20 protein-coding genes and 2 tRNA genes are annotated in these 20,186 nt (G+C 69.0%); 12 read left to right on the forward strand and 10 right to left on the reverse strand.

What is annotated here, in order from left to right; all coding sequences use genetic code 11:
• Positions 1 to 146: 146 nt before the first annotated feature.
• The 7 genes from VG502_RS11960 to galU form a co-directional block, all read right to left on the reverse strand.
• A tRNA-Ala gene (locus VG502_RS11960) sits at positions 147 to 222 on the reverse strand.
• A 92-nt stretch (positions 223 to 314) separates the two neighbouring features.
• A complete protein-coding gene (locus VG502_RS11965; protein ID WP_325550289.1) occupies positions 315 to 1,430 on the reverse strand; it encodes a hypothetical protein in 1,116 nt (371 codons plus the stop codon).
• A gap of 128 nt (positions 1,431 to 1,558) precedes the next feature.
• On the reverse strand, positions 1,559 to 2,113 hold the full coding sequence (locus VG502_RS11970; RefSeq protein ID WP_325550290.1) for a GNAT family N-acetyltransferase: 555 nt from the start codon (positions 2,111 to 2,113) through the stop codon (positions 1,559 to 1,561).
• Positions 2,114 to 2,165: 52 nt separating this feature from the next.
• Positions 2,166 to 2,636: a MogA/MoaB family molybdenum cofactor biosynthesis protein gene (locus VG502_RS11975; protein ID WP_325550291.1), complete on the reverse strand. Its 471-nt coding sequence runs from the start codon at positions 2,634 to 2,636 to the stop codon at positions 2,166 to 2,168.
• Positions 2,633 to 3,112, reverse strand: coding sequence for a cyclic pyranopterin monophosphate synthase MoaC (moaC, locus tag VG502_RS11980; RefSeq protein ID WP_325550292.1), 480 nt, complete (start codon positions 3,110 to 3,112; stop codon positions 2,633 to 2,635). Before moaC ends, VG502_RS11975 begins: the two co-directional genes overlap by 4 nt.
• Positions 3,109 to 4,323 carry a molybdopterin molybdotransferase MoeA gene (locus tag VG502_RS11985; RefSeq protein ID WP_325550293.1) on the reverse strand — a complete coding sequence of 405 codons (1,215 nt, stop codon included), beginning with the start codon at positions 4,321 to 4,323 and terminating at the stop codon, positions 3,109 to 3,111. Before VG502_RS11985 ends, moaC begins: the two co-directional genes overlap by 4 nt.
• A gap of 30 nt (positions 4,324 to 4,353) precedes the next feature.
• Positions 4,354 to 5,325 (reverse strand): UTP--glucose-1-phosphate uridylyltransferase GalU, encoded by a 972-nt coding sequence (galU, locus tag VG502_RS11990; protein WP_325550294.1) that lies wholly within the window; start codon positions 5,323 to 5,325, stop codon positions 4,354 to 4,356.
• 61 nt (positions 5,326 to 5,386) lie between these two features.
• Between galU and VG502_RS11995 the strand changes: the two genes are divergently transcribed.
• From VG502_RS11995 to VG502_RS12020, 6 genes are all read left to right on the forward strand, one after another.
• Complete coding sequence (locus tag VG502_RS11995; protein ID WP_325550295.1) at positions 5,387 to 5,956, forward strand: 5-formyltetrahydrofolate cyclo-ligase; 570 nt, start codon at positions 5,387 to 5,389, stop codon at positions 5,954 to 5,956.
• A gap of 122 nt (positions 5,957 to 6,078) precedes the next feature.
• A complete protein-coding gene (locus VG502_RS12000) occupies positions 6,079 to 7,614 on the forward strand; it encodes a potassium/proton antiporter (protein ID WP_325550296.1) in 1,536 nt (511 codons plus the stop codon).
• 51 nt (positions 7,615 to 7,665) lie between these two features.
• A complete protein-coding gene (locus VG502_RS12005; RefSeq protein ID WP_325550297.1) occupies positions 7,666 to 7,995 on the forward strand; it encodes an FmdB family zinc ribbon protein in 330 nt (109 codons plus the stop codon).
• A 97-nt stretch (positions 7,996 to 8,092) separates the two neighbouring features.
• On the forward strand, positions 8,093 to 8,941 hold the full coding sequence (locus VG502_RS12010; protein WP_325550298.1) for an S-methyl-5'-thioadenosine phosphorylase: 849 nt from the start codon (positions 8,093 to 8,095) through the stop codon (positions 8,939 to 8,941).
• Positions 8,941 to 9,621 carry an SAF domain-containing protein gene (locus VG502_RS12015; RefSeq protein WP_325550299.1) on the forward strand — a complete coding sequence of 227 codons (681 nt, stop codon included), beginning with the start codon at positions 8,941 to 8,943 and terminating at the stop codon, positions 9,619 to 9,621. The genes VG502_RS12010 and VG502_RS12015 overlap by 1 nt, the downstream gene beginning before the upstream one ends.
• Positions 9,622 to 9,751: 130 nt before the next feature.
• Positions 9,752 to 10,120 (forward strand): MscL family protein, encoded by a 369-nt coding sequence (locus VG502_RS12020; RefSeq protein ID WP_325550300.1) that lies wholly within the window; start codon positions 9,752 to 9,754, stop codon positions 10,118 to 10,120.
• Between the two features lie 316 nt (positions 10,121 to 10,436).
• Here the strand turns inward: VG502_RS12020 and VG502_RS12025 are convergent, their stop codons facing one another.
• Entirely contained in the window at positions 10,437 to 14,327 is a 3,891-nt protein-coding gene (locus VG502_RS12025) for an AAA domain-containing protein (RefSeq protein WP_325550301.1), read from the reverse strand.
• Positions 14,328 to 14,481: 154 nt separating this feature from the next.
• Here VG502_RS12025 and VG502_RS12030 point away from each other — a divergent pair, with 154 nt between their 5' ends.
• The 3 genes from VG502_RS12030 (at position 14,482) to VG502_RS12040 (ending at position 17,342) form a co-directional block, all read left to right on the forward strand.
• Positions 14,482 to 15,801, forward strand: coding sequence for an AI-2E family transporter (locus VG502_RS12030; protein ID WP_325550302.1), 1,320 nt, complete (start codon positions 14,482 to 14,484; stop codon positions 15,799 to 15,801).
• Between the two features lie 107 nt (positions 15,802 to 15,908).
• Positions 15,909 to 16,787, forward strand: coding sequence for a siderophore-interacting protein (locus tag VG502_RS12035; protein ID WP_325550356.1), 879 nt, complete (start codon positions 15,909 to 15,911; stop codon positions 16,785 to 16,787).
• A 63-nt stretch (positions 16,788 to 16,850) separates the two neighbouring features.
• Positions 16,851 to 17,342, forward strand: coding sequence for a DUF2505 domain-containing protein (locus VG502_RS12040; RefSeq protein WP_325550303.1), 492 nt, complete (start codon positions 16,851 to 16,853; stop codon positions 17,340 to 17,342).
• A 26-nt stretch (positions 17,343 to 17,368) separates the two neighbouring features.
• Here VG502_RS12040 and VG502_RS12045 read toward each other — a convergent pair whose 3' ends face one another.
• Complete coding sequence (locus tag VG502_RS12045; RefSeq protein ID WP_325550304.1) at positions 17,369 to 17,848, reverse strand: YbaK/EbsC family protein; 480 nt, start codon at positions 17,846 to 17,848, stop codon at positions 17,369 to 17,371.
• Positions 17,849 to 18,024: 176 nt separating this feature from the next.
• Here VG502_RS12045 and VG502_RS12050 point away from each other — a divergent pair, with 176 nt between their 5' ends.
• Both VG502_RS12050 and VG502_RS12055 read left to right on the forward strand, forming a co-directional pair.
• Complete coding sequence (locus VG502_RS12050) at positions 18,025 to 18,489, forward strand: hypothetical protein (protein WP_325550305.1); 465 nt, start codon at positions 18,025 to 18,027, stop codon at positions 18,487 to 18,489.
• Positions 18,490 to 18,559: 70 nt separating this feature from the next.
• Positions 18,560 to 18,632 (forward strand) — tRNA-Arg (locus tag VG502_RS12055).
• A 125-nt stretch (positions 18,633 to 18,757) separates the two neighbouring features.
• Here VG502_RS12055 and VG502_RS12060 read toward each other — a convergent pair.
• Complete coding sequence (locus VG502_RS12060) at positions 18,758 to 19,594, reverse strand: hypothetical protein (protein WP_325550306.1); 837 nt, start codon at positions 19,592 to 19,594, stop codon at positions 18,758 to 18,760.
• Between VG502_RS12060 and VG502_RS12065 the strand changes: the two genes are divergently transcribed.
• Positions 19,565 to 20,107 (forward strand): Lrp/AsnC family transcriptional regulator, encoded by a 543-nt coding sequence (locus tag VG502_RS12065; RefSeq protein WP_325550307.1) that lies wholly within the window; start codon positions 19,565 to 19,567, stop codon positions 20,105 to 20,107. The genes VG502_RS12060 and VG502_RS12065 overlap by 30 nt on opposite strands.
• Positions 20,108 to 20,186 lie beyond the last annotated feature (79 nt).

Genomic DNA, 20,186 nt, shown 5'->3' on the forward strand with positions numbered 1-20,186 from the left:
GAGTGACCGGGGCGCTTCTCTTGTTGGGGTGGAGCATAGGGGAGCCGTCGTCCTCGCTTCGCTGCGGCTCCTCCCGAATCCACTGTGTCGCCTGGAGATAGTGAAGAGCCCCCGTCGAAAACCTGACGGGGGCTCTTCACTATCTCTGGTGGAGCATAGGGGATTCGAACCCCTGACCTTCTCATTGCGAACGAGACGCGCTACCAACTGCGCCAATGCCCCATGAGCGAGAGCAACATTAACACCGAGACGGGCGATCGGCTAAATCGGGCCGACCCCTGCGGGACATCTCGATCGCCCGCGCTCGAGCCTGCTCAGCCCGCCCGGAAAACGGAGGGCAGGTCGTCCAGGTCCTGGTCGAGGGCGAGACCGTCGAACGGCAGGTCCTCATTGGCGACATCGTCATACGACCGCTTGCTGGAGGTCGCTGCGGGCGCCTGCTGCGGGCGCTCCGGCGCCCGCTCCTTCATCGTGTAGGTCGGGCGCGGCACGGCGACCGGCTCCCACTCCTCCGCTGCCTCCTGCCCGACGGATTCAGCGACGGATTCCTGGGCGACGGATTCCTGGGCGGCGGGCTCCGGCGCGATCGACACGAGCGGCGGCGCGACCGGCTGCTGGGACGCGGTCGTGTCGGATGCGATCACGTCGAAGACCTGGTCACTGTCAGCGACCGGGGCACTCTCGACGACCGGCTCGGGCATGGTCGCCTTCGTGAGCGGCACCTCCGCGGGCGCCGCGGCTGCCGGTGCGGCGGTCCGGCGCTGCTGCGGCAGTTGCACACCGTCGCCCTTGCGAACCGACGCCCGCGGACGTTGATGCGCTGATGCACCGGAGCGACGCTGGGCGGCACCGGCGGCCATGGCCGAAGCACGGCACCACCAGAAGACACCGCCGGACACGACGAGCATCAGCACCGGCGACCACCACGGCAGGGCACCGAAGGGTGCGCACACGACGGTGATCACCAGCAACGACAAACTGCCGATGAGCGCGATCGCGCGCAGCTTCGGGGAGCCCGCGTGCGCGGCGAAGTTGCCGAAGCGCTGGACGGCTTCGGCCGACGAGTTGCTCGCTGCAGCGAGCTTCTGGGTCGCCGAGGCGGATGCCTCGTCGCCATTCTCGGCGGACGGTTGCGTGGGGGGCTGTGGGGTTTCTCCGGTCATGACGGTCCCTGCTCGCAGTGACGGCCGCGGTCCGCTGTCGCTGATCCGCGGTGCCGATGTTCGGCTGGCGTGCGCTGGATCGGATGCCTGCTCGGCGACGCCTTCGACCCGGTGCTCACGTCGCTCCAGCACGCGCATCGCGTCGCTGAACTGGTCGACGGAGCGCGCGGTGGCCAGCGCCTCGCGGCGCCGGATCCAGTGCTGCAGGAGATAGGCAGCCCAAATGACGACGATGGCCAGGAAGATCAGGCTGCTCGGCTGCTGCACGAGACAAGACGTTAGGGCCAAATCCGTTGCGATCCGTGGAGGTCCACGGTGTGTCGCCGCTTGCACAGCAAGTCATTCCGTGTAGAGAGACGCCGATCGCGCTCAGTTCGCTTGTGCCACAGCCGAATTCACAGGCGGCGACGCAGCCGCTCCACCATCGTCTCGCTCGGCAGTTCCTCACTGGTCACCGCGAACGTCAGGTGGTCGTGCCACGAGCCGTTGATGTGCAGGTAGCGCTTGCGCATGCCCTCTTCGCGGAGCCCGAGCTTCTCCACCACGCGCAGGCTCGCGTCGTTGTCGGGCCGGATGTTGACCTCGACGCGGTGCAGTCCGGCGTCCGAGAAGGCGTGGTCGATCGCCATCGCCAGCGCGTATGGCGTGATCGACCTGCCGGCATACCGCTCACCGATCCAGTAGCCGGCCGCCGCGGACAGCAATGCACCCCGCGCGATGCCGAAGAGGTGCATCTGCCCGGCGAGCGCTCCGTCGACCTCGACGGCGAACGGCAGCAGCCGGCCCTCGTGAGCTTCGCGATCCTGGAAGCGGACCAACTGTCCGTAGTTCATCCGCACCTCACCTGCGCCGGGCGCCGTGGAATCCCATGGCCGGGTCCACGCGGAGTTCTCCGCGCGCAACGCCAGGAACTCACGCTTGTCCGCGCGGACCCGTAGTGGCCGGAGCACTATTCGGGAACCACGCCACTCGCCGGCGACAGCGGTCGGCCACCACCGGGACCTAATGGTCTCCCCCATCGAGTTGCGAAATTGCGTGCGGCAGCACGGGTTCCAGCACCACGAGCGCGTCCCGCACACCCCCGGTCGAACCGGGCAGGTTGACGATCAGGGCGTCGCCTGCGACACCGGCGAGTCCTCGGGACAGCGTCGCCGTCGGTATGCCGGCCGCCACGCCCTGTGCCCGCAGCGCCTCCGCGATGCCGGGCACCTCGAAGTCCAGCAACGGCGCCGTTTCCTGCGGGGTACGGTCGGTGGGGTTCAAGCCCGTCCCGCCCGTCGTGAGTATGACGCGGGCCCCCGCGTCGAGAGCTTCGCGCAGCGCGGCCCCGACAGGTGGCCCGTCGGGCACGACCTTGCGCGTCACGGTGAATCCCCAGTCCTGCAGGGACTTCTCGAGGATCTTCCCGGAGCGGTCGTCATACGTCCCGGCCGCGGCACGGTTGGACGCGGTGATCACCCAGGCGGCTGTCACGATTCCCGCCAATCCCCCGACCGGCCACCGGATTTCGCGGTGACCCGGACGTCGGTGATGCGGCCGTGCTTGTCGACGGCCTTGACCATGTCGATCAACGCCAGCGCCGCGACGGTCACGCAGGTCAGCGCCTCCATCTCGATGCCGGTGCGGTCGGCGGTGCGGACCTCGGCGCTGATGTCCACCCCGTCGTCCTGGACGGTCAGGTCCACCGACACGGCGTGCACCGCAACCGGGTGCGCGAGCGGCACCAGGTCAGGTGTGCGCTTGGCGGCCTGGATGCCCGCGATCCGTGCCACCGCGAGCGCGTCGCCCTTGGGCACCTTGCCCGACCGGAGCGCTTCGATCGCGGTGGGCGACAACAACACTCGGCCGCGCGCCTCCGCGACGCGGGCGGTGACGGCCTTGGCGCTGACGTCGACCATGTGCGCCGTGCCATCACTCCGCAGATGCGTGAGTTCAGAGGGTTTTGTCATGCGAGTCCTTCGAGAGGAATTACGTGCAGGGTCTCACCGACCGCGACCTCGGTGGTGTCGGCGGGCACGATCGCGAGCGCGTGTGACCCGGCGAGGCCGCCGAGCACGTGGGAGCCCTGGCCGCCGATCGGCCGCACGACGCGGCCGTCGTCGTCGAACACGACCCGGGCGAACTGCTGCCGCCCGGGCGGGGAGGTCCAGTGCTCGGCCACCCGCGCCTCGACCGTCGTCAGCCGGGGGTCGCGTCCGGCCAGCACCCGTGCCGCCGGCGCGACGAAGACCAGGAACGACACCAAGGAGCTGACCGGGTTGCCGGGCAGAGCGAAAACCGTTGCGTTGCCGAGAGTTCCGAAGCCCTGCGGCTTACCCGGCTGCATCGCGACCTTCACGAAGTCGAAACCACCACTCCCCTCGAAGGCCAGCTTCAACGGCTCGAAGGCTCCCGCGCTCACGCCGCCGCTGGTGACGATGACGTCGGCGACGCCGGCCAGCTCGGTCAGTGCCCCGCGGACTTCCTCTCCGGTGTCACCGACCCGGCGCATCGCCACGACCTCGAACCCGCACTCGACCGCGAGCGCCGCCAGCATCGGGCCGTTGGAGTCCACGACCTGCCCGTGGCCGGGCTCCCGGCCCGGCTCGACGAGTTCGTCCCCGGTGCTGACGATCGCGACGCGCGGCCGTGGGATCACCGAGATCTCCGGCACACCGGCGGACAGCAGCGCGGGAACGTGCCGGGGGTGCAGCAGCGTGCCTGCCGGCAGCACCTCGTCGCCCGGCTCGATGTCCTCCCCCCGACGGCGGATGGCGCGCCCCGCCTCGACGGCCGACCGGATCGCCACCGTCTCCGTGCCGCCGTCGGTCAACTCCACCTGCACCACTGCGTCCGCGCCGTCGGGCACGGGCGCGCCCGTCATGATCCGCCAGCAGGTGCGGGGTTCGAGCCGCAGCGACCGGGTGTCCCCGGCCGGGATGTCACCCGTCACCGGCAACGAGACCGGGGCGTCAGCGGTGGCACCCTGCACGTCGGCGGCCCGCACGGCATACCCGTCCATCGCGGAGTTGGTGAAGCCGGGAAGTGCGACACGGCTGCGCAGGGGCTCCGCCGTCACCAGACCGAGCAGGTCGGTGGCATCGGTGGCTGCAACGGAGCGCGACGGCAATCGGCGCGCCGCGGCCACCACCCGCTGCTGGTATTCGTCGAAGGTGAGCACCTTCGCAGTTTAATGACGCGAGCAGCAGCCTCAGTGGCCGAGATGCTCGCGCTCGGCGGGTTTGCCGCTGCTGCCGTTGCGGCCGCGACCTTCCTCCGAGTCGACCCAGGACATCAGCCAGGCCCGGAAGTCCGCGCCGAAATCGCGGTGCCGTGCACCGAGCCGGACCATCGCCTTGAGGTAGTCGAGCCGGTCACCGGTGTCGTAGCGCCGGCCGCCGAAGATCACGCCGGTGACCCCGCCACCGGGGCGATCCGGGTCGTCGGCCATCTCCAGCAATGCGTCGGTCAGTTGGATCTCGCCGCCCCGGCCGGGTCCGGTGTGCTCGAGCACGTCGAAGATCTCCGGGGACAGCACGTAGCGACCGATGATCGCCAGGTTGCTGGGTGCCTCGCCGATCGCCGGTTTCTCCACGAGCGACTCGACGCGCACGACCTGGTCGCCCGCGCCGTCGATCTGCGAGACTGCCGCGCAGCCGTAGAGGTGGATCTGGTCCTCGGGAACCTCCATCAGTGCGACGACCGAGCCGCCATACAGCTCCTGCGCCTGAATCATGGTGTCCAGCAACGGATCCCGTTCGTCGATCAGGTCGTCGCCGAGCAGCACGGCGAAGGGGCTGTCCCCCACATGGGTCCTCGCGCAGAGCACCGCGTGACCGAGCCCGCGCGGCTCGCCCTGGCGGATGAAGTGCACGTTGCCGAGGTTCGCGGACTTCTGCACCCGCTGCAGCCGCAGCGTGTCGCCCTTGCGTTCCAGCGCCTGCTCGAGTTCCCAGTGCCGGTCGAAATGGTCCTCCAGAGCGGCCTTGTTGCGCCCGGTCACCATCAGGATGTCGTGGATGCCGGCGCGCTCGGCCTCTTCGACGACGTATTGGATCGCGGGCTTGTCCACGACCGGCAGCATTTCCTTGGGGATCGCCTTGGTGGACGGCAGGAAGCGAGTGCCCAGACCTGCCGCCGGAATCACCGCTTTACGTACTTGAGAAGTCCCCTCGGCTGTCATGTCGCACAGGCTACGACACGGTTTCGCTCGATCCACCGTGAATGCCGTCAGAATCAACCGTATGTCGAATGAACTCCCGGCGAACAAGCGCGACGCCCGCCGGCGGATCCGTGCCGGTCGCCGATCGCTGCGCGCATCCGTGGGCGACGAGCAGTGGCGGGCGTATGGCGAAGCCCTCGGCCTCGGCCTGGCGCGCTGGCTCAACGATCGGCCGGTGCCGCAACTCGCCGCGATCTACGAGGCACTGCCGACCGAGCCACCGACACACGGCATCCGCGCGGCGCTGGTCTCCCTCGGCGTCCGGCTCATCGTGCCGACCCTGCTGGCGGACAACGACCTGTCCTGGCGTGACCCGGCCTCCGGCGCGGATCTCGGCATCGCCGCGATCTCCGACGCCGACCTCATCCTGGTGCCCGGGCTGGCCGTGGACCGGGCCACCGGCATCCGGCTCGGCCAGGGCGGCGGCAGTTACGACCGGACGCTGGACCGCAAGGCCCCCGGAACTCCAGTGCTGGCAGTCCTTTTCGACGCCGAAGTGATGGATGGAGTGCCCTCCGAACCGCACGATTGCATCGTCGATGCCGTGCTGACCCCGTCAGGTGGCGTTGCGCAGGTGGGCCCGACCATTTGAAATACTGACGCGGAGATTCGTTCCTCATCTCCGTGTCAGTATTTCGGTACCGATGGTCCGTCCTTCGGCCGGAACGCTGACGCCCAAGCCCCGGAACCGACCACTCTGCGAAGGAGACCCCCGTGGCCACCTCCGCAGCGAACCACTTCACGACACACGACCTCGCGTTCGTCCTGTTCATCTCGGCGCTGGTGCTGCTCGTCTCTGTCGCGGCGGTGCGTTTCGCGAACCGCTCGGGTATGCCGACGCTCGTGCTCTACCTCGGGATCGGGCTCGCGATGGGCGAGGCCGGGCTCGGCATACATTTCGAAAACCCTGAGCTGACACAGGTTCTCGGCTATTCGGCGTTGGCGCTGATCCTGGCCGAAGGTGGTATTTCCACGCGCTGGTCGAGCATCCGGTCCTCGATCGCACCCGCCGCGTTACTGGCGACCCTCGGTGTCCTCGTCTCCGTCCTGGTGATGGCCGCGTTCGTCGTGCTGCTGCTCGGCAAGTCCTGGACCATCGCACTGCTGCTCGGCGCGATCGTCACCTCCACCGACGCCGCGGCGGTCTTCTCGGTGCTCAAGCGGGTCGGCCTGCCGCGCCGGATCACCGGCGTCCTCGAAGCCGAGTCCGGCTTCAACGACGCACCGGTCGTGCTGCTCGTCGTTGCCCTGGCCGACGCGGCCACGCCCGGCCGGACGGCGCACGCCTGGTGGATCGTCGCGCTCGAGGCGGCCGGCGAACTCATCGGTGGCGCCGCCATCGGCCTCGCCCTCGGCTGGTTCTTCGCGAAACTGAGCCGGGCGACGGCGCCCGGCTCCTCGGGCCTGTTCTCGATCGGCATCCTGTCGGTCGCCGTGCTCGCCTATGCCACCGCGAGCCTGGCCCACACCAGCGGATTCATCGCGGTCTACCTGGCGGCGCTGGTCCTCGGCAACAGCAACCTGCCGCACCGCCGCGCGGTCCACGGGTTCGCGCAAGCGGTCGGCTGGCTGGCGCAGATCGGGTTGTTCGTGCTGTTGGGGTTGCTGGCGTCGCCGGGCCGGCTGGGCGGACAGGTCCTGCCCGCCATACTCGTCGGGCTGGTGCTGCTGCTGGTCGCCCGGCCCCTGTCGGTGTTCGCCAGCCTGAGCTGGTTCAGGTTCCGCTGGCAGGAGCAGCTCTTCCTCTCCTGGGCCGGCCTGCGCGGCGCCGTGCCGGTCGTGCTCGCGACCGTGCCGCTGACGGTGGGAACGCCCGACACCGACTGGATCTTCGACCTGGTCTTCGTCCTCGTACTCATCTTCACGCTGGTCCAGGCGCTGCCCATGCCATGGATCGCGCGCAAGCTCGGTGTCGCGGAGGCCGCGCAGGTGCTCGATCTGGACGTGGAGGCAACGCCCCTGGAGGAGTTGCACGCGGACGTCCTGCAACTTCATGTCGGCGAGACGTCACGCCTCAACGGCGTCGAGATCCAGGAACTGCGGCTACCCAAGGGCGCCAACGTCACCCTGATCGTTCGGGGCGAGCAGGGCTTCGTGCCCAGCCCGCGCACCATCATCCGGCGTGGCGACCAGTTGCTCCTGGTCACGACCGCCAAGTCGCGGGACCACGCCATCCGGCGGGTGCGTTCGGTGTCCCGTGACGGGCGTATGGCGGGCTGGGCGACGCCGCTGCGTTCGGAACAGGACTGACTTCGGGACAGGGAGTTCGGGACAGGGCCGAACACCCCGTACACTGTGCCCGTGCCGACCTATGCCTATGTATGCAAGGACTGCGCGCACGCCTTCGATGTGCAGCAGTCCTTCTCCGATGACGCGCTGACCACCTGCCCCGAGTGCGGCGGAAACCTCCGCAAGCAGTTCGGCGCCGTCGGTGTGGTGTTCAAGGGCTCCGGTTTCTACAAGACCGACTCGCGCGACTCGGGCAAGAAGTCCACCGCGTCGGCGCCCGCGTCCGCCAAGAAGGACACGTCGCCCACCACCGCGTCCGGCGACACGAGCAGTTCGACCAGCAGCAGCTCGAACACGACGACCTCGACGACCACCTCGTCGTCCGACGGCTCCGCTGCCTGAGCACCTCCCCGTCCACATCCCCTCGCGGCCGGCTCCGTCGTCCACCGGTCGCGGATCAGCCTGCACCGCGGTCACTGCTGCTGGCTAATCTCGCAGCATGACTTCTGACGACCATTCCTATGACGGTCCGCGCGCGGACATCGGCGTCATCGGCGGCTCCGGTTTCTATTCGTTCTTCGACTCCCCGGAGCGGATCCACGTCGACACCCCGTTCGGTGCGCCCAGCGACGACATCGTCGTCGGTGACGTGGACGGCCGCCGAGTGGCGTTCCTGGCCCGCCACGGTCAGGGTCACCGTTACCCGCCGCACCTGGTCAACTACCGCGCCAATCTCTGGGCGCTCCGGTCCGTCGGTGTGCGCCAGGTCCTCGCACCATGCGCCGTCGGCTCCCTTCGGTCCGAGCACACGCCCGGGACGCTGCTGGTGCCCGACCAGGTGGTCGACCGCACGTCCGGCCGCGCCGGGACGGTCTACGACGAGGTCGGCCCGGTCGTTCACGTGTCATTCGCGGATCCCTATTGCCCGCAGTTGCGTTCGGCGCTGCTGGAGTCGGCGGGCACCCACTTCGCCCGGGCGGTCGACGGCGGCACGCTGGTCGTGATCGGCGGCCCGCGGTTCTCCTCGCGCGCCGAGTCGCAGTGGCACCAGGCCGCCGGCTGGTCGGTCGTCGGCATGACGGGCATGCCGGAGGCGTCCATCGCTCGCGAGCTGGCCATGTGTTTCGGCACCGCGTGCCTGATCACCGACAACGACGCCGGTGTCGAGGGCGGCGAGTCAGTGACGCATGAGGAGGTCATGCGGGTCTTCGCCGACAACATCGAGCACCTGAAAGTCGCACTCCGAGAGACGATCTCGCGGCTGCCCGCGCCGGAGCCGGACGACACAGCGACCTGCCCGTGCCGGCGTGTGCTCGACGGCATGGACCTGCCGATCACCCTGCCGTGATGAAGAGCCTCCAGCGGTTGCTGCCGAGCACGTGGCAGGGAACCGGTCGCGAGGCGCGGTGGCGCCGGTCCCGGGGCCGCCGGGTGCTCGCCGGACTCCTGGGCGGCTGCGCGGTGCTGGCGGTGGTCGGCGCGGTCCGGCCCGCGGACCCGCCGAGCTATCCGGTGACCGTCGCGGCACACGACCTGACCGCGGGGCAGCGGCTCGGTCCATCCGACGTCCGGCAGGTCCGATGGTCGGTGGCCGACAAGGTGCCCGGCCTGCTGAGTTCGGCCGCCGCCACCGGGAAGGTGCTCACCGCGCCGATCCGGGCAGGTGAGCCGGTGACGTCCGCGCGGGTTCGGGCCGCCCGGTCCTGGCCGGCGCTGCCGAAGGGACGCGTCGTCATCGGCGTCAGCAGCAGCGACCGCGCGCTGGTCCGGGTGCTGCAGCCGGGCGACCGGGTCGACCTCATCGACACCGCCAGGGCCCGGACGGTCGCCACAGCCGTTTCCGTCGTCTCCGTGCCCGCCGGATCCGCACAGGATGCCGAGGAGCACCCGACGCTGTCCGCCACGGATGCCGCGTCGGTGCTGGTGGCCGTGACGCCGACGCAGGCCGCTGCGGTCGGGTCCGCGGTCAGTGCACGTTCGGGTGGGCTGGGCGGCGGCATACAGCTTGCGTTGCGGGCGGGTGCCTGAGGTGGCATCGGTCGCCATTCTCCGTTAGCACAACTGTGACCTACTCGCCGGTGTTTCATGCTCTGCCGGATACGAAATCTTCGATACAGTTCCGGCGACCCCGACTCCCTTCTAATCAAGGACTAATTTCATGGCAGGCTTCAAGAAGTTCCTCATGCAAGGCAATCTCGTGCAGATCGCCGTCGCATTCATCATCGGCGGGGCATTCGCGACCGTTGTCACCGCGTTCACGACGGTCGTCCTGGACATCATCGGCAAGTTCGGTGGCTCGGCGGACTTCAGCAGTTACAAGCCGGGCGGTGTCCACGTCGGACTGTTCATCACCGCGCTGGTCGCCTTCATCATCCTGGCCGCCGTCGTCTACTTCGGCGTCGTGAAGCCCTACGAGGCGTTCCACGAGCGCTACATGAAGGAAGAGGACGCCGCGGCGACCGAGGTCGACGTGCTGACCGAGATCCTGCAGGAACTGCGTCAGGGTCGCGGCCAGGGTCAACTCTGACCCTCAGCTCGACTGAAACAACGCCGAAGGGGCGGGACCGTCACGGTCCCGCCCCTTCGTATGTCCGCCGTGTCACTCCCAGTGCGGTGGGCGCTGCTCACGCCACCAGCGATCCTGGGCCGATTCTGGTGTGCCCTCGTCGCGTCCGGCGACGCGGTGTTCAACCGACGCATCCGTCGCGTGCGATTCATCGACTGCGCTGGGCTCCGGTGCGTTCTTCGACCAGTGTCCGGCGTCGGGATGACCGGTGGTCGCCGGGCTGCTCGCGCGCCGGTGCCGTCGCTTTCCGGGCCGCTCGTCAGAAGGTTGATCCGGGTCACTCATCGGCGAGCCAGGGGTTGTGTGCCCGGTCGTGGGCCGTTTCCATCCGCTGCTTCGTGCTCGCGACCTTCGATGCGGCATGGATGGCCTCGACGAGGCGAGCGACCTCACGCGCCGGATCGCGGAAGAGGTCGCGGGTCCAGACGCGTTCGTAGCTCCAGCCCAGCCGGCGCAACTGCTCGACCCGCAGCCGTTCGCGGTCACGGGTCGATGCGATCGAGCCGTAGACGGCGCCGTCGGTGTCGATCGCGACGAGCAATGAACCCGGTCGCCGCGGGTCCTCCACCGCGAGGTCGAGCCGGTGCCGTGACGTGCCCCACCCCGGATGCACCACCAATCCTTCGGCACGCAGCCGGCGCGCGAGATCGCGCACCAGCACAGGGATTTCGACCTCCGGGGTCGGCGGCAGGATCGGCCGGTCGAGCACACTGCCCGACGATGCCGCGCGCCGTCGGCGCCCGTCCGGACCGCGCACCACCCCGCTCGGTGCGGCGGGCTCCGGTACGGCGCCCGTCTCCGTCCCGGTGTCGGAATGCACCCGACGGGCCGCGCCACCGGACCCGGCATACAGCAGGAAGTCGCGCAGCAGGAGGCCACCGCGGGACCGCAGCCGGCCGGGATGCAACTCGTCCCCGGAGAACGACGACACCATCACCATCCGACGGCGTGCCCGGGTGATCGCGACGTTGAGCCGGCGCTCCCCACCTTCGGCACTGATCGGCCCGAAGCGATGCGGTGCGCTGCCGTCCGAGGCACGGCCGTGCCCGACGGACAGCACGATGGCGTCACGCTCGTCGCCCTGCACACGTTCGAGATTCTTGACGAAGAACGACTCGAGCAGCGACTCGTCCAGCAACCACGCCAGGCCCGCATCCCCGGCGATCGCGTCCCGCAGCGCGGCTTCGATACGGTCCGCGTGCCGCTGGCCGAGCGTGATCACGCCGATGGACTCATCGGGTCGCTGCCGGGCCTGGTCGAGCACGACACGCACCACCCGCTCGACCTCGGCGCTCGTCGGATCCCCTGATGACGAGTCACCGGTCACCACGTCGAGCCGCACGACCGTGTCGTCGCCGACCCCGGGGAAGGTGATGAGCCTGCCGCCATACAGCTGGGCGTTGGCGAAAGCGATCAGCCGCTCATCCAATGCCCTGTAATGCCAAGTGAGTTCGCGATGCGGCAGCAGCGGTGTCAGAGCGTCGAGGATCGACTCGGCCGCCACCGGCGACGTGTCCTCGTCGGACTCGTCGACGCCGCGGAAGAAGCTCGTCGGCGGTAGTTGCCGCCGGTCGCCGGCCACGACGACCTGGCCACCGCGGGAGATCGCGGAGATCGCCTCGGCGGGCGGGATCTGGGATGCCTCGTCGAAGACGACCACGTCGAACCACACACCGGGCGGCAGCATCGAGGCGACCAGCAGCGGACTCATCACCCAGCACGGCGCGATCGCGGTCAGCAGCTCCGGCGCCTGCGGCAGCAGTTCGCGCAGCGCCAGCGGCCGCTCGGCGCGTGCCTGCTCGCGCAGCAGCCTCTCCTGCTCCGGCAGATCGCGCATGGTCCGGCGCACCTGCTCGGTCCACGCGCCTCGCACCGCGACAGCACCCGAGCCCACGTGCTCCGCATCGGCCGCGGCGTATGCCGAGACCCGCTCCCGCAGCGCTGCACCGTCGGCCTCGCCGTATGCCGGGTCGAGGTCCGCAATGCGACCGAGAACCGCTCTCCACCAAACGAATTCGAACTCCGCGCCGACTCGCGCCGGAGGCACCTTGCGCGCTGCCAGGTCATCGATCAGGTCGCCCAGCCCGTTGGCCCGCAGCTGATCCAGCGGACCGATGACCGACGGCACGAGGGCCAGCCGGTCCTTGGCACCGGCCAGCCGATCGAGCCGATCCTGCAGCGCGTCGTAATCGACCTCGAGCAGCGCGTTGCCCTCGCGGGTGCCGTCCAACCGCTTGGCCAGCCACTCCAGGTCCTCGCGCAGCCGCTCGTGTGCGGTGACGTATTTCGCGACGTCGACCGGAGCCGAGGGCAGTGAACCCTTGCCCGCGAGCGCCCGCCAGCGGTCCCGCTGGCCCGAGGCGAGCACCAGCACACCGTGCAGGTCGGACGGCGGCTGGCCGGGTCGCAGCAGCGTCTTCGCCTGCTTGCGCAGCCGGCGCCGGTCGAGCGTGCCGAGATCGCTGGGATTGGCCTTGCGATAGTCGCTCGAGCCGGTCGCGTGGACCAGCTGGTCCAGCGGCGCGGAGAAGACCTCCGGCCGGAACGTCTCCAGGGTGCGGTGGACGTCGCTCATCAGCTCCAACTGCTGCTCGGACGCCAGCATCGTGTCCGCAGCGGGCAGACCGAGCTTCTCCCCGAGCCGGTCCAGCAGGTCGCGCTGCTCCTGCAGGCCGCCGCCGGCCAGTCGCTCGACGAGTTCCTGGGTCCGGCCGGCCTGCTGTACGCCGACCACCCGGGCGCCATACCAGGGATCCGGCTCGTCGTTCGTGCGCCAGGCGCCGAGCTCGGCCACCCGGACCAGCTCGTCGCGCAACTCGTCCCGCCGGCCGGCCGGAATCGCGTCCAGGTCGGCCGGGTCGATGCCGGCATGGGAGCGCGGAGCCGGTTTCATCGCATGGAAGGCCGCGACCCGACTCTGGGCCTCGTCCACGGTCACGCCCCACGGGTTGCGCGGCTCGTGCATCGCCCGCCGGTGCGCTGCGAGGTCGTCGCGCAGGTATGTCAGGTCGGCACGCGTCGTCCGGGACTCGATGTCGGACGCGACGAGGTCGTCCATCTTGGCAACCAGCTGCGCGGTGAGCTCGCGCCCACCACCCTGCCCGTCATGTATGTCGAGCACCATGTCACCCAACCCGACGCGGTCCAGTCGCTTCACCACGGCGTCGATCGCCGCGCGCTTCTCGGCGACGAACAGGACACGCCTGCCGTCGGCCGCGATCGCGGCGATGAGGTTGGCGATCGTCTGGCTCTTGCCGGTGCCGGGCGGACCCTCCACGACCAGGTGCGCGCCGGCCCGCGCCGCCTCGACGACGTCCTGTTGGGAGGCGTCCGCGTCGAGCACCAGGTGTTCGCTCGCCGGATCGCGATCCACCACCGCCGGCGCCTCGGCCCGGACGTCCCCGCGCGCGTCCGCATCGCCCGCGAGCGCGGCGATCACCGGATGCGAGGACAAGGTGCCGAGCTGATCGGCGAGATCACGCACCATCGGCAGCTTGGTGTAGCTGAACGTGCCGACGACGTACCGGCGGGCGACGTCGAAGCCGGGCACGTCGGCGCACGCCTGCTGAATGCGGGTCAGCACGCCGCCCGGATCGACGCGGGCGTCGTCCCGCAGATAGTCGTCGATGGCGTCCGTGTCGAGGTTGATGCCGTGCTCGACCTCGACGTACTTCGCCAGCACCGAGTTGAATTCGATGTGCGGATGCAGCCGCAGGGTCAGCGATTGCGGGACCTTCGGCGTGCCGACGATGTCGATCCGGCGCAACAACACCGGCGCCGCGGGATTCCGCGGTGCACCGGGGTGCTCCCAGGTCGCCATACCGATGGCGAGGTAGCAGGAGGAGATGCCGCGCTCCTGCGAGAGCGCCTGGGTGCGCGAGCGGATGATGCGGGCGCGCCGGTCGCCCTCGGCCAGGGCCGCGGGCTCGCGTAGCAGCAGCTCCAACGGGGCGGAACCGGCGGAGAACAGTTGCGCCATACCGGCCGGGTGGGCGCGGGTCAGGTCGAGCGTTCCGCTGGGCAGGTCCCGGAACCACAGGAGTGTGTTGCGGCCGCCGAGGTCGACCAAATGCCGCTGCCATTCCCCCACGGCGTCACGCACGAGGGCATCACGGCCGGTCGCCAACCAGGGGTTGGTCGAATCGTCTTGCGGGGTGGGCGAACTCACCGAGCAAGGCTAACCGTCGCACCGGCGGCTCCCCGCCAGGCACGCCCGGGCGGGCCACCTTCGCGCGGCTACTGCGCAGACCGGGCAGTGGTGCAATACCGTTGCGACCGGGGCCACCGATCGAGCTCATCGATCGAGCACCGCTGCAGAAGACATGGGAGGGACCGCCACGATGGGCAACCGCCGCCCGAGCAACGCGATTGAGGCCATCGACCGGCAGGAGGAGTCTGCGAACGACTACGTCGAGGACGGTGTCACGCCGCCACGGACCGCCGCGTATGCCGCCGACCGGAACCCGAACAAGGGCATCGACCGAGCCGGTGTGATCAGTCACGCGCTGAAGTGGACGGCGAGCTGGTCGCTGCGCTTCATCGTCGTCGTCGCGGCGACCTGGCTGGTGCTGCAGGTCCTCGGGATGTTCTGGTCGGCACTGCTGCCGGTCGCGATCGCGCTGCTGGTGACCACCGTGCTGTGGCCGCCGGTGCGCTGGCTGCGTGCCCACAAGGTGCCGCCCGCCCTGGCGGCACTCGGCGGCCTGCTGCTCGCCGTCGTCGTGGTCGGCGGCATCGTCGCCGCAACCGCGCCGACCGTCTCGTCCCAATGGGGCGACCTGGTCAATCAGTCGGTGGCCGGCGTCAACCAGTTGCGGGACGAGTTGCAGAACGGCCCGCTGCACATCCAACCGGATCAGATCGACCAGGCGACGGCGAGCATCACCGACCGGTTGAAGTCCAGCGGTGACCAGATCGCCACCCAGGTGCTGAACGGCATCACCCTGGCCGGCCAGGTGCTGATCGACGGTGTCGTCGCACTGATCCTGACCTTCTTCTTCCTCAAGGACGGCCCGCGTTTCCTGCCGTGGGTGCGAGTGTCGGTCGGCCGCGGCGCGGGTGCGCACCTGACCGAGGCACTCACCCGGGTCTGGAACACCCTGTCCGGTTTCATCCGCACCCAGGCGATCGTCAGCGCGGTCGACTCCATCTGCATCGGTATCGGGCTGGTGGTGCTGCAGATCCCGCTGACCGTGCCGCTGATCGTGCTGACCTTCTTCGGTGGCTTCATCCCGATCGTCGGTGCGTTCGCGGCCGGGACCGTCGCCGTGCTCGTCGCTCTCGTCGCAGGCGGCGTCAGCAAGGCGCTCATCGTGCTGATCATCATCGTTGCGGTGCAGCAGATCGAGGGCCACGTGCTGCAACCGCTCCTGCAGAGCCGGTCGATGTCGCTGCATCCGGCGATCGTGCTGTTGTCGGTCGCGTTCGGCGGCAGTGAGTTCGGCATACCGGGTGCGTTCTTCGCCGTGCCGGTGGCCGCCTCGGTCGCCGTGCTGTGGCGATATCTGTCGGAGCAGATCGACCTGCGCACCGGCGACGCCCGGGCCGGCGACCTGTCCCCCGCCACGGCCGAGGGCGAGTATGCCGCCCAGGCCGGCGAGCGTCACGGTCGCTTGTTGGCGCAACTGCGGCACCGGGACTGAACACCGAGGGCCGCTGGGCCGTTCGCGGTTACTTAGGTTAGCCTTACCGATGTCATCGATCGGGAGGAAGCCCTGTGACCGTCACCGTCGACGCCCCGCCGTACCGAATGTTCCCCGTCCGCCTCGTGCGGCGGCAGCGCCGGTCACCGAGCCTGGTCCGTATGACGTTCACGGACCCGTCCCTCGACAGGTTCGCCGACCGCGGCTACGACCAGCGCATCAAGCTGGTGCTGCCCAAGCCGGGCGGCCTACCCCTGAGCGCGTTCCCGACCGGGGTCGACTGGTGGGCGCAGTGGCGTGAGCAACCGGCCGACGCCCGCGCGCACATCCGCACCTACACGGTCGTCGCGGTCCGCCCCGAGCGGTGCGAGATCGACGTCGATTTCGTCGACCACGGCATCACCGGACCCGGCTCGCGCTTCGCGGTCGAGGCGGTGCCGGGCGACGAAGCCGTCATTTTCGGCCCGAACGCCGACTTCGCCGGCGAAGCCGGGGGCCTGGAGTTCCGACGCGAACTCGGTGGCACCGCAAGGCAACTCATCGTCGGCGACATCACGGCACTGCCGGCGATCAACGGCATCCTGGAGCGCCTGCCGGCCGATGCGACCGGACTCGTGAGCATCGAGGTTCCGCACGAAGAAGACACCCGGGGCGTCCACGCGCCGCCGAACGTCGACCTGATGTGGAGCGTCACCGACCGCGGCGACGACCAGGGCGACGCGGTCCGGCAGTGGCTCACTGCACTCGGACCGCTCACGTCCGACCACGCTGCCACGACAGTGATCGAGGACGGTGTGGCGGACTCCTATTGGGAGGTCTCGGCGGGAAACACCGCAGTGACGGAGACCGCCGACCTGTCGGCCTGGATCGCCGGCGAGTCCGGCCGGGTCCGAGCGCTGCGGCGGATGCTCGTCGATGAGTTCGACATACCCAAGGCAGCGGTGTGCTTCATGGGTTATTGGCGGAGCGGCGTCGCCGCGTCCTGACCACGCGAGATCGGCCGTCCAGAGCTGTTCACAAATTGGTTACCTGCCAGTAGGTTCGGCCGCATGAAGATTTCCCAGCAGTGGACATTGCCAACGACGCCGGACGAGGTCTACGCGCTCTCGGTCGATCCCGCCTACCAGGACGAGATCTGCGAAGAAGCCGGCGCGCTGAGCCATCAGAGCACGGTCACCGAGAAGGGCGCGGGTCACGAGGTCCGGGTGCAGCGCATCATGCCGTCCGGCGACGTGCCCGACCTGGTCAAGAAGATCGTCGGCGACAAGGTGGACGTCACCCAGGTCATCACCTGGGGCGCTCGGCAGGCCGACGGCAGCCGGGAGGGCACCCTGGACATCGGTTTCAAGGGCCAGCCGATCACCATGAAGGGCACCGCCTCGATCGCACCCGACGGTGACGGCACCCGCATCGCCGTCGACGCCGACCTCAAGGCCAAGATCCCGCTCGTCGGCGGCAAGGTCGAGAAGCTGTCCGCTCCGGAGATCATCAAGGCGATCGGTGCCGAGGAGACCGTCGGCATGCGACACGCCTCCAGCTGAGCCACCCGCGGGTCGCCGGGGCCGGTTCAGTCCTCGGCGACCCGCATCGTCGTGCCGTTCGTGATACGCACCAGGTCATCGAAGCCGATCGGGAAGATGCTGCTCGCGCTGCCGGCCGCCGCCCAGAGTTCGCCATACGACCGCAGGCTCTCGTCCACGATGGTGCGCAACGGTGCCGGGTGACCGATCGGCGAAACCCCACCGATCGTCTGGCCGGTGACCTCCTTGACCAGCCTGGCCCGCGCCATCACGACGGGCACACCGAGCTCGCGCGACAACAGCTCGGTGTCGACACGATGGGCACCACTGGTCATCACCAGCACCGGCTCCTCACCGGCCAGGAAGACCAGGCTGCTCGCGATCGCGCCCGGCTCGCAGCCGAGTGCCGCGGCCGCCTGCACGGCAGTGTGCGCCGACTCGGGCAGCACCCGAACCTGGCCCGTCCACCCCGCATCGGCGAGCAACCGCTGGAACGCGGCCGAGCGCGTGGAGGATTGATCGGACACGAGTTTCCTTTCCGGCTAACGGCTTTCGCGCGTCCAGCGTATGTCGGGCCAGGAGACGCCCCACGGACACCTGGCCATGGGACTTGCAGAGGCGTATAAATGAAACGAAATCGTTTCATTTATCCGGACCGGTCGGCGCCCGGCTCCCCGGTCCGGCCCAGCCCGAGGGAGGACAGATGTCCCAGCAACCCCGCGCCCAGACCCTGCGTTTCCAGGGCGCCGTCAACCGCGTCATGCGCACCATGCTCCGAGTGCCGCTCCTGAGCAAACTCCCCGGCCGGCGACTGGTCCTGTTGGAGATCGTCGGCCGCCGCTCCGGCAAGCGTTTCGAGCTGCCCGTCGCCTACACCCGGCAGGGCGCCGACCTCCTGGTCGGCACGCCGTTCGCCTGGGGCCGCAACCTCCGCACCGGCGACACGATCAACATCGTCCTGATGGGCACACCGCAGCAGGCCGACGTCGTCGCGATCACCGACCACGACGGCGTCATCGAGGCGTATGGCGTCATGTGTCGCGACAACAAGGCGTTCGCCAACTTCAACAAGGTGGCCATCGACAAGCAGGGCAACCCGGTCCCGGGTGACCTCGAACTCGCCTGGAAGTCGGGCGCCCGCGCGTTCCGGCTGACCCCGCACCGCTAGTTCGATCCGATCCGGCGCGCGACTCCCATCTCGGCTCCGCCTACACTTGGCGACGCCGGGTGACCGGCATGCCCCCGTAGCTCAGGGGATAGAGCACCGCTCTCCTAAAGCGGGTGTCGCATGTTCGAATCATGCCGGGGGCACAAGCACGTTTCCGCACGTCAGAGCGTTGTTGCATCGCCCGACGCTCCCTCGCCGCCGCCGTCATTTGCTCCTCGCGTGCCCGATGCGCGCCCGGAGCTCTCAGAAAACGCTGCGTTGATCCGGTTCAGCGCGGCACGTCGGCGTCGCTACCCATCCAGTGCGTGTAGGTGTCGAGAGTCAGTTTCGCCGACGGCGGGGCTGATCTGAGGTAGCAGCAAGCGCACGCCAAGGACCCGGCGAGCGCGGCACCGATGGAGCCGATGTGCGGGGTCATGAGTGCGTAGGTCAGCACGAAGGCGAAGTACGCCGGGAGTCCATGGACCATGCCGGCAAGGACCTGCCGCACACCAGTCTGGCCGGAGGTGGCGAAGACGAAGGCGCACAGGGTGAACGTGAAGATCGGGAAGGCGCCGATCACGCCGCCGGCCGCAGGCCCGAACCGCTGGGACACCACGAGGAGGCCAAGTGCCGTCGCGAGCGACGCACCAGCGCGAAGCGCGATCATCCATCGGCCGGCAGCGAGTGGTGGCTGACTTCCGTCGTTGGTCTCCGGTGGTGCGGCGACCAACCGCCGACTGACGATGAGTAGCAGCATGCTCGTGGCGATGGCCACAACGGCGGGCAGGAGAGTGGCCACCCAGGCGAGGCACCCGTACGCAGCGATGCCCACCGCGAGTCCGCGCAGGAAACTGGTTCGCTTCACGAGTGCGGCGACGACGAGCGCGATGCCGATCTGCGCGGGGACGTATCCGCTCATCGTGATGGCCATCTCGTGACTCACGTCATTGCCGAGGTCGGCAGCGACCAGCAGCAGACCGATCATCGCCGTGATCGGTGCAGCGGCAACCTTTCCAGCGACCATCGGCCCCCAGCGACGCTCGAACAGACTCACCACGATCATCAGGAGCGGGGCGCTGGCGATCATGACGACTTGAGTGACCGGGACGTGGCGGATCTCCATGACAGCAACGCTAGCCAGGTTATGGCGAATTCCGATTGCGGATTCACGCGTCATACTGGCTCCATGCGCAAATTTCGGGAACTCGATCGCATCGACACAGCAATAGTTGATGAGTTGTCGGCGAACGGCCGCCTGAGCAACACCGAGCTCGCGCACCGGATATCGCTGACACCGGCACCGTGCCTGCGGCGGGTCAAGCGACTCGAGGACGAAGGAGTGATCAGCGGATACCGGGCCGTTATCAACCCCGAAGCTGCAGGCCGCGGCTTCGAAGTAACGGTGGCCATCGAGGTCGCCGTGAACGATCAGGTGTCGCTGGAGAAGTTCGAAGCCGAGATCGAGGCCTTCGACGAGGTGGTCGAGATGCGCCGAGTGTTTGGTGCGCCGGACTACCTGCTGCGTGTCATGGTCGAGGACGCCAACGCATACGAGCGATTCCAAACGACACGCCTCCTGCGGGTCCCCGGCATCAGCCGCACCATCTCGCACCAAACGATGAAGCGGATCAAGTAGCGGCGTTGAACCCGGGTCGTTGACGCGACACTCCGGCCAACGTTGCAGCAAGGCGGGAGCAGGTCCTACCTCGAACGTC

Source organism: Flexivirga sp., from assembly GCF_035551235.1.
In the GTDB taxonomy this organism is placed as follows: Bacteria; Actinomycetota; Actinomycetes; order Actinomycetales; family Dermatophilaceae; genus Flexivirga.